Origin of the sequence: Bacteroides stercorirosoris (genome assembly GCF_900142015.1) — a bacterium.
GTDB lineage: Bacteria > Bacteroidota > Bacteroidia > Bacteroidales > Bacteroidaceae > Bacteroides > Bacteroides stercorirosoris.
The window spans coordinates 22,067-30,967 of record NZ_FQZN01000048.1; the positions used below are offsets into that span (position 1 = coordinate 22,067).

Annotated in this window: 10 protein-coding genes; 7 read left to right on the forward strand and 3 right to left on the reverse strand. The window is 38.1% G+C overall.

What is annotated here, in order from left to right; genetic code table 11:
* Positions 1–80: 80 nt before the first annotated feature.
* Both BUC01_RS22880 and BUC01_RS22885 read right to left on the reverse strand, forming a co-directional pair.
* Positions 81–1,004 carry a YihY/virulence factor BrkB family protein gene (locus tag BUC01_RS22880; RefSeq protein ID WP_025835825.1) on the reverse strand — a complete coding sequence of 308 codons (924 nt, stop codon included), beginning with the start codon at positions 1,002–1,004 and terminating at the stop codon, positions 81–83.
* A gap of 1 nt (position 1,005) precedes the next feature.
* Positions 1,006–2,451, reverse strand: coding sequence for an alpha-amylase (locus BUC01_RS22885; protein ID WP_025835827.1), 1,446 nt, complete (start codon positions 2,449–2,451; stop codon positions 1,006–1,008).
* Positions 2,452–2,751: 300 nt separating this feature from the next.
* Between BUC01_RS22885 and BUC01_RS22890 the strand changes: the two genes are divergently transcribed.
* A complete protein-coding gene (locus BUC01_RS22890) occupies positions 2,752–3,825 on the forward strand; it encodes a mechanosensitive ion channel family protein (RefSeq protein WP_016272765.1) in 1,074 nt (357 codons plus the stop codon).
* Positions 3,826–3,983: 158 nt separating this feature from the next.
* Here the strand turns inward: BUC01_RS22890 and BUC01_RS22895 are convergent, their stop codons facing one another.
* Positions 3,984–5,270, reverse strand: a complete 1,287-nt coding sequence (locus BUC01_RS22895) for a histidine-type phosphatase (protein WP_073314988.1) — start codon at positions 5,268–5,270, stop codon at positions 3,984–3,986.
* Positions 5,271–5,724: 454 nt separating this feature from the next.
* On the opposite strand from BUC01_RS22895, the gene BUC01_RS22900 reads away from it, so the two are divergent.
* The 6 genes from BUC01_RS22900 to BUC01_RS22925 all read left to right on the forward strand — a co-directional run bounded on the left by BUC01_RS22900 (position 5,725) and on the right by BUC01_RS22925 (position 8,604).
* Entirely contained in the window at positions 5,725–5,982 is a 258-nt protein-coding gene (locus BUC01_RS22900; RefSeq protein WP_007665893.1) for a GlsB/YeaQ/YmgE family stress response membrane protein, read from the forward strand.
* Between the two features lie 29 nt (positions 5,983–6,011).
* Positions 6,012–6,308 (forward strand): YtxH domain-containing protein, encoded by a 297-nt coding sequence (locus tag BUC01_RS22905; RefSeq protein WP_007665895.1) that lies wholly within the window; start codon positions 6,012–6,014, stop codon positions 6,306–6,308.
* 83 nt (positions 6,309–6,391) lie between these two features.
* A complete protein-coding gene (locus BUC01_RS22910) occupies positions 6,392–6,664 on the forward strand; it encodes a hypothetical protein (RefSeq protein ID WP_016272768.1) in 273 nt (90 codons plus the stop codon).
* Positions 6,665–6,842: 178 nt separating this feature from the next.
* Entirely contained in the window at positions 6,843–7,796 is a 954-nt protein-coding gene (locus BUC01_RS22915; RefSeq protein WP_073314990.1) for a manganese catalase family protein, read from the forward strand.
* A gap of 267 nt (positions 7,797–8,063) precedes the next feature.
* On the forward strand, positions 8,064–8,354 hold the full coding sequence (locus tag BUC01_RS22920; protein WP_016272770.1) for a hypothetical protein: 291 nt from the start codon (positions 8,064–8,066) through the stop codon (positions 8,352–8,354).
* Positions 8,355–8,412: 58 nt separating this feature from the next.
* Positions 8,413–8,604, forward strand: coding sequence for a hypothetical protein (locus BUC01_RS22925; protein WP_025835830.1), 192 nt, complete (start codon positions 8,413–8,415; stop codon positions 8,602–8,604).
* Positions 8,605–8,901: the final 297 nt, after the last annotated feature.

Here is an 8,901-nt window from a genome sequence, read left to right on the forward strand (position 1 = left end):
ATTCTTTAAGTCGTTTATGATATCCCCCAGTACTAATATTACTATTATTGACCGGAATGCAAAACAAGGGCCTCCAGTTGTCAAGCCTCACGTACTTCAACCATTTTCGTTGCTACCGCATATTCATCCGGGAAAATTTTGCTTCCCATTTCATTAGCCCATGCTTTAGTGAACTCTGCACCTGCGTAGACAATAATGGCAGAATAATAAATCCATGTAATAAAAACAACCATGAATGCCGCTGCACCATAGATAGTTCCTACATTCGCAATTCCGATGTAAAAGGATATTCCCCATTGACCTATCAACAACAATACCGTTGTCACTACAGCTCCAATAACAACATCCTTACTTTTTATTTTCACATCAGGCAGAACCTTGAAAATCAATACAAAAATAATAACTGTAACACCTATGTTTAATACTTGTCCCACAACTTTCACAATAAACCCTGCTACTTCCGGATAGCTGGCCATAAACTTATTGCTCAAGTCTCCAATAATATTGGTTATACTAAATGTTATCAGAAGCACGAAAGCAAATACTAAAATTATCGAGAATGAAAGTAACCGATTCTGAATATATTTCAGCCAACTCTTCTTTGGTACGGCCTTTATTCCCCAAATCGAATTTAAGGAACTTTGTATTTCTGCAAAAATGGTAGTAGCACCAAATATAGAAATTCCCAGGCTAACAATAGCTGCAGATGCGGAAGAGTCCGTTCTTTCTGCATTTTCTATAATTAAGCGAAGTGCCCCAATTACCTCCGCTCCCACTATCGGTTCCAACTGAATATACAACTGATTAGCCAAATCCATATGCAAAGCTACCCCAATAGTAACTAAAAGAGAAAGAAAGGGGATAATTGAAAATAGTGTCGCATAAGCTAACGATCCGCTTAATCTAGTGACACTATCATCAATAAACCCTTGTCCGGTATCCTTTACAATCTTGATTAATAAGGATAGGCTTAACTTTTTCTTTCCTATGAATTGTTCCGTCATCTCATGCTTTTTTTACCCAAACAGCAAGATTACGCGCATCCACAGAGAACTCTCCATTTCCTTCTTTATCCAAAGTTACTTCATCCGGAATACTTCCGGTAATTTCGCACCACACTTCACCTGCATGTTCCTTCCCTAAACACATCGTTTTACTTCCCGCTTCATCATTCGAGATTAAAAATACCAAGCCTGAATTAACATGTTCCCCATCTCCTGTACGAATAAAGCCTACGGTTGATGGATGGTCGAAATAATCAACTTGATCACCATACGCATACTTTTTCCTTGCATTCAATAGAATATCTATAATTTTAGTATGTGGCGATTTCTCTCCTTTCACCCCATAATAATCACCATAGAACAAACAGGGATAACCATCCTTCATCATAAAAATAAGACCATACGCCAATGGCTTGAACCAATCTTCAACCTGTGATTCCAAAGAACTTCCATGCTGCGAATCATGATTATCAACAAAAGTCACAGCAAGTTCACAATGGTGCTCCACTAAAGTATTCTTCAGAATATTCCGCAAATCATAATCTTTTCCTTCTTGTGATGCCTGAAACATATTATAATGTAACGGAACATCAAACAAGTTAACTTTATGCCCTACTGCTTCCAGATAATTATCCAATGTTTCCAAGTCACCGTTCCAATATTCTCCCACAGCATAGAAGTCATCACCTCTCTCACTTCTTACCGTATCCAGAAACTGTGCAACGAACTGATCTTTCATATGCTTAATTGCATCCAAACGCATTCCATCAAGATCAAGTTCATTTGAAACCCATTTGCCCCAACGATTCAGTTCGGCGACAACCTCAGGGTGATCTAGGTCAATATCATTACATAAAAGAAAATCGTAATTGCCATTCTCTCCATCTACACCATCACTCCAGGCTTTTCCTTCTCCTTGAATCTGAAATATACCACTTCGCTTTCGAGCATCATCAAATCCAGTCCCGGAAAAATGATAATAATGCCACTTAAAATCCGAATATTTATCTTTACGTCCATGAAAGCTATATCCGGTCCATCCTTGTATTTCATAAGGTTTCCCCAAAGCTTTATTTCTTTGATCAGGATCTACTTCCACCACCATAAACTTTTCCGTAAAATCACCACCTGCTTTATGATTCAAAACGACATCCAGATATACAGCAATCTTATTTTTGTGAAGTTCATCAATCATCTCCTTCAATTCATCTTTCGTTCCGTATTTAGTCCTCACAGTTCCTTTTTGTTCAAACTCACCCAAATCATACAAATCATAAGTAGCATATCCTTCATCCTGCTGTTCATCTGCTTTATATGCAGGTGGTATCCAGATCGCTGTCACACCTATTTCATGTAGATGCGACGCATCCTCTCTCAACTGTTTCCACAACTTTCCGTCATTCGGAAGATTCCACTCAAAATACTGCATCATTACTCCATTTTCCATAACTATTTAATTTAAAATTGATGAGTAACTTAACAAAATAAATAATAAGATGGTTCCCACTATAAATGTAAATTATAGTTTAGTAAGAAAAAAGTATAACACAACATCACATTAAGCATTATAAAAACACCTCCAATGTTTTTAACCATCTCCAATGGAGTAATGCAAATTATCTTAATGTTTCTTTTCATATACATAATTTACTTGATTATGAATAGGAATTTTTCTTTATCCGTTTGTTTTTACATAATCCAAAATCAAGGATATTCCATAAAATGTTTAATTAAAAAATTTCCAGCTATGTTAGAAAGAGAAATCTGGGGAAATACTTTAGAAGACTGGGGTATTTCCATACTTATTATTTTAGGAACAATTGTTTTGATGAAGTTAATATCATTCTTCAGCAGAAAAGTACTCAATCCATTTATCACCCGTACCAATAATCGGCTGGATGATATAATTTATTATTCTTTAGAATCGCCCGTCAAGTTTGCAATTATGTTATTAGGTATTTGGATAGCTATTCACAGGCTTGTTTCTCCGGATAGTTTTGTAAAAGTAATAGATAATGCTTACAAGATACTGATTATTCTGGATATCACATGGATATTTGCCCGATTATCCAGTAGTTTATTGCAAATCTACTGGGGACGACAATCGGATGGACAAAACAACAAAATGATGCCCATTATCAGACGGACAATACTGGTCATTGTGTGGATAATCGGTCTTGTAATGGCCTTAAGTAATATTGGAGTCAATATTGGTGCATTATTAGGTACTCTGGGTATTGGAGGTATCGCATTTGCCTTAGCAGCCCAAGACACTGTAAAAAATGTGTTCGGCGCTTTCACTATATTGACAGATAAGCCTTTCAACATAGGTGATACGATTCGCGTGGATAATATCGAAGGTACTGTGATTGATGTTGGAGTTCGAAGTACAAAAATCATGGACTACAATAAACGTATCATCACTTTCCCTAATTATAAAGTTACAGATGCTTCTATCATAAATATCTCTTCCGAACCGATGCGTCGAGTCGTCTTGAAACTTGGATTGACATACAACACAACATCCGAAAAAATGAAAGAAGCTTTAAATATACTGAAAGCCATTCCTAAAAGAATAGAAAATGTATCTTCCAAACCATCAGATACCACAGCTGTTTTTACAGAATACACAGACTCTGCACTGAACATCATGTACATATATTTTATAGAAAAACAGGGAGATATTTTAATGGTAACTTCAAATGTAAATATGGAGATTCTAGACTCATTCAATAAAGCAGGCATTGATTTCGCATTCCCAACACGAACGATTTACGTTGAAAAGGATGAATTGGCTGATTTGGCAAAAGAGAAAAAATAGTACGCACACTTTATCCTCAAATCACCCCACTAATATAAATCCAATGTAACAAAAAAATCCCGACGGTATATAATGATTTCTATACCGCCGGGATAATACAGATACTTTTTCAATTCTATCACACTCATAGCACACCAATACTCAACCTTATATCTATCTTATTTACAATTATCTGAAAAAGACTCAAGTACCTTTTTCGCCATTTCAACCCGTTTCTTTAAATACATGCAGACAGTTTCCCATCGATAATAAGGAAAACGGGAAGTTGAAACAGGAAGTGTCATTTCTTTTTCATTCAAAAGAAATTTCACCCATATTTCTCGAGCCTTGTCATGATAAAAAATCCACTGTACATTAGCAGCCATCGGAGCAATCTCATAATCTTTCCAATATTTAGATACAGAATCAGGAACAACAACTTTAACATCCGTTCCTTCTATACCCATTAATGCTACAAAAGGAATAACCGTCTCTGCATGAGCAAAACGAAAGTTCGCCCTGGTATCCGACTTGCCCTTTATCACTTCATCAGCTGAATGAATAAATTCTGATAGCAGAGGCCATGCAATTGCAACAGGCAACATTCGCCCAACCGGCGAAGAACTTTTACTCATATATTGTCGCAAATTCTGAGTCTGCCAGTAATTATCCCATTCACCTATTGTGAAAAGACCATCCAAATTTATCGGAGTACCTGTATCTGGTAGGATGGCAGCAATGGAGAATAAAGCCATGACAAATTCCTCTGCCTCCTTATCTGTTTCCTGTCCTGATTCCAGAAAGAAGTTTTCCATAACAGAAGCAGGAGAAATCTTTCGTCGCACAAAAGTCTCGTATATAGGACGCCAATCACCATTTTCTTTATAATCAACATAAGATTGGTTTAAATCGAAGAAACGAAGAATATCATTATATTGCTTCCCTTCATTGCGTTGTATGTGTAAAGAAGAATTAAACTCTACCATACAAGCAAGAAATGCATCCATACTATGTATACAACGGGGAACATATGTCGCAATTGCCTGCACTTTGACAGAATCACTGAATAACTGTGGATAGCGTTCTATCATACGTCTGGCAATACCCCGTTGTTCCTCCTCTCCCACCACTGATAACTTCCCCCATTGTCCGTCAAAAGTATCCGATAGATTCTGTATTGTAGAAAGCAAGGTTACTCCTCCTGATGTTAGCCTATTTTCTCGTCGAGCCAATTCCAGAATCTCCTTCACTCTATTCAAAGCCTTTCCTGAAGTTGGAAAACGCGCTCCATGTCTTCCCAAATGGTTAACATAAAACGGAACCATACTATCCTGAAAAAAAACAAACGAATCTTTCACAATAGGATACGGCATGGCTGTCCCTGCGTATTGTTGTATCCTATCCTGTCCCCATAAGATGGAAACGGGGCAAAACATAAAAATTCCAATTAACAATAATCCTTTCATATCATAAATCTTATATGTGTAGATTATAACGATGAAAGAAGGATTATGTTTACTTATAAACGACTCTGAGAGAATTCAATACCATAGTATCAAGGCATCTTCGGTTGTTATACATCTTCAGCCAACGGCCATCAGAAAGAACGACATATGGAGTTATATCATTTATTATCAAAATATTAGGCCACAACCTTTATCTATTACAAGTTTGAAATATTGACTGCACGGCATAGTTACTTAGCAATAAAACACTACATGGGATAAACATATAAATAGTACTAATATAGCCAGCCAGCCTATTATTAAAATGAAAATTGTTGTTAAATCCTTTTTTTACACCCAAACCATTTTCTTACACAACATGTTTTTTTTCAAAACGGGACCGATGGTTTTCCGTCTGATATGATTCCTCAAGCCATCTGTTCCAACAGTATTATTTTAACTAAAACTTAATATTATGTATTTTATTTGGTACATTATCATTGGAATCGTTGCCGGACTCATAGCCGGCAAGATTATGAGAGGAGGCGGTTTCGGACTTCTCATTAACCTACTCGTAGGTATTGTAGGTGGCGTATTGGGTGGCTGGGTATTCGGCTTGTTGGGAATTACTACCACAGGCCTTCTGGGTAGCCTTTTCACCTCTGTTATCGGTGCAGTTCTATTATTGTGGATCATATCCTTCTTTCGTCATCCCAAGAGAACTGATATTTAAATTTTTATTAACCTAAACCCTTTTTGATTATGGAAACTAGTAAATCTAACTTTTTGATTGGGCTGGCAATAGGTTCGGCCATCGGAGCACTTGCTCAACGTTTTTCACGTACGGCAAAAGCCAAGATGCTAAAAAAGAAAATTCATAATGCCATGGCAAAGATTGCCGATCGTGCTGAAAGCCTTGCAGAAACCGTGAGAGACAAAGCACTGGATGCAAGTACCAAAACCGCCGACAAGGTTGCAGATGCGACCTTTGACGTTGCCGAAAAGGCTGACACTCTGAAAAGTAAAGTCCATGCAGCTGCTTTAGAAGCCAAAAAATAGGCTACTATAACAAACAACTAAAATTACGGGATGTATTTTCAATGCTTCCCGATCCATTTCACTTGAATTAATGATTAATGAATATGAAATGGAACAATAAATGCCAATATACTCCCGCATCCCTGCGGGAAAAGAGTTATGAAGAATTGTACACGCTATGCCTGTCCGCCTATACAGAGGGCCGTACGGATGAGAGGAATAAAAGCTTGGAAGCGTATAGACTCAGGTGCAGCTGTCTGTTCGGAAACAAATGTATGGACTCTTCCCTTTCCGTGGGAGTGCGGAAAAGGATATGCGACGGAAATTGTCATTATATAAAGAAATATATGTCTGAACTGGACAAACTGGAGGAATAAAATTCATTTTCTCCGATCCTTTCTCATTTATATCTCTACCGACAACTTTACCCTCTTGACTTGATTGGATAAACCTCTTCCGGTCTGTATATACGGCCCGGCAAGGATATTCCTATCTTTAATATACAGATGTACATCTAAAATTAACCTGAATTATTAACTTAAAAATGAATCTGTTATGTTTTACCATGTAAAAGATCTTCAGTTCAATGCCCGTGTATCACAGCCGGATCCTCGTTTTGCTCGTGTGATGCTTGAGGCATTCGGAGGGGCCAACGGTGAGTTGAAATCCGCTCTACAGTATTTTGTACAGGCATTCAGTTGCCATAACCCCTACCCTGACAAATATGACATGCTCATGGATATTGCCACTGAGGAGTTCGACCATCTTGAAATCGTAGGTGCAACCATCCAGATGCTCCTCGGACCAGTAAACGGAGAAATGAAGGATGTATTGGAAGATACTCCTCTGCGTACCATGATGGGAGGAAAAGCAGGCAAAGAGGATCTTATCCACCAAGCCTTCACCAATCCTGCGTTTCTGGTAACAGCTCCCGGTAGTCCCGTACTGACCGACAGCAACGGGAACCCATGGTGTGCCACCTATGTATCGGCCAATGCTGACCTGACAGTGGACCTGCGTTCCAACATGGCGGGTGAAGCACGTGCCAAGATAGGTTACGAAAACCTTATCCCACTTACGGATGACCCACTTGTAAAAGAAACGCTCACATTCCTTATGACTCGCGAAGTGACCCATTTTCAACAGTTTGAGGCCGCTCTGGAAACTATTCAGCCTAACTTTCCTCCGGGAGTATTCCAAACATCCCCCCGATACAGTAACCTTTATTTTAATGATTCCAAAGGAAAGGAAGCCCGCGGACCATGGAACGAAGGCAAAAGTACGAGGCTCAAAGAAGAATGGCAATATATTGAGAATCCACTGGAGGAAGTCAGAAGTACTGACGGACTACTTCAACGTAAACCTAAAGGCACCAAACGTACGGAAAAGGAAGTACGCCAGACAGATGAAAAACTAGCCAAGGAACGGAGCAGCGAGATACTCTCCCATATCCCTAAAGGAGAAATGCGTTGGTGTGAATATGGAAATGCTAAGAACGGAAACAAATAAGACTTCCAGTTCTACTATTGTTTAACTTAAAAACTAAATTTTATGACAACAAAGAACGAAAAAAAACAGATGGAAGCAAAGGGTGGCAAAAAGTGTACCCAAAGCAAAGCTAAAGAAAGTAAGCCTGCTGCTTCAAACAAAAAATCGGAGAAGAAATAACTTGATCTTCCGACAGTATGAAGTCTAAATCTTCATCCCGGTGGAGAACTGGTTTCTCCACCGGAAATCCTAAAGCATATTGTATAACAAGCAAAAATAGAGAACTATATGAAAAAGATAATGTTTATCACACTGACAATTTTATTTGCACTGTCCGCATCATCCTGTCGGGACAAAAAAGAACAGAACCGGACAGAACAGCAGATTGAAAATGCAAAAGAAAACGTAAATGACGCATTAGACAAGGCCTCTAACAAAATAGAGGATGGTGCCGACAAAGTTAAAGATGCCTGGAAAGAAACCAAGAAAGACGTGCAACAAGGTACGGAAAAGGTAAAAAAAGAAATAAAAAAGGATTATAACAAAGCTAAAGATGAAGTAAAAAAGCAGCTTGATTAAGACTGTCATATAAACCTTTATATCTCGATTTACTATCTCTCATTTAATTTATACAGGTATGAATATTCTTGCTATTTGGGTCGTTGGAATAGTTCTGACTATAAGATGCGCCTGGGAAATAGGTTGCCTGAGAATACCGAAAGAAAAAAAACTTATGGCAATCCTGCTGGTAGTCCTTACAAGCTGGATAGGAGCATTCCTCTATACTTTCTTCTTTAAAGAGAAGGTAGAAGCATGGCTAGACAGGTAATGACGAAAACCAAATTGGTAAGATATTCGGGTGTTTAAAGTTCTAATAAGAAAAGGACAGTGCGTGATGCATAGTCCTTTTGAATTAGATAGTTACTTGATATTAAAAACAAGAAGCAAATATGGGGGTCAATTCGAGGAGCTCCCGAAATCAAAGCAAATCACAGCCAGCCGTCGTAAGTAGCATGGATTAATTTACGCAAGAGACTATCCATCTGATTGTGTAAATAGAAAACTACGGTGTTTCTCTCGTAGTTTTTTTATTTATGTATTAACTTTGTAAAAATCAGATTTTATG

Excerpts from the sequence above, each read along its gene's own strand:
- BUC01_RS22885 (WP_025835827.1), bottom strand. The coding sequence starts at position 2,451 with ATGGAAAATGGAGTAATGATGCAGTATTTTGAGTGGAATCTTCCGAAT.
- BUC01_RS22910 (WP_016272768.1), top strand. The coding sequence starts at position 6,392 with ATGAAATGGAACAATAAATGCCAATATACTCCCGCATCCCTGCGGGAA.
- BUC01_RS22925 (WP_025835830.1), top strand. The coding sequence starts at position 8,413 with ATGAATATTCTTGCTATTTGGGTCGTTGGAATAGTTCTGACTATAAGA.
- BUC01_RS22895 (WP_073314988.1), bottom strand. The coding sequence starts at position 5,270 with ATGAAAGGATTATTGTTAATTGGAATTTTTATGTTTTGCCCCGTTTCC.
- BUC01_RS22890 (WP_016272765.1), top strand. The coding sequence starts at position 2,752 with ATGTTAGAAAGAGAAATCTGGGGAAATACTTTAGAAGACTGGGGTATT.
- BUC01_RS22915 (WP_073314990.1), top strand. The coding sequence starts at position 6,843 with ATGTTTTACCATGTAAAAGATCTTCAGTTCAATGCCCGTGTATCACAG.
- BUC01_RS22880 (WP_025835825.1), bottom strand. The coding sequence starts at position 1,004 with ATGACGGAACAATTCATAGGAAAGAAAAAGTTAAGCCTATCCTTATTA.
- BUC01_RS22920 (WP_016272770.1), top strand. The coding sequence starts at position 8,064 with ATGAAAAAGATAATGTTTATCACACTGACAATTTTATTTGCACTGTCC.
- BUC01_RS22905 (WP_007665895.1), top strand. The coding sequence starts at position 6,012 with ATGGAAACTAGTAAATCTAACTTTTTGATTGGGCTGGCAATAGGTTCG.
- BUC01_RS22900 (WP_007665893.1), top strand. The coding sequence starts at position 5,725 with ATGTATTTTATTTGGTACATTATCATTGGAATCGTTGCCGGACTCATA.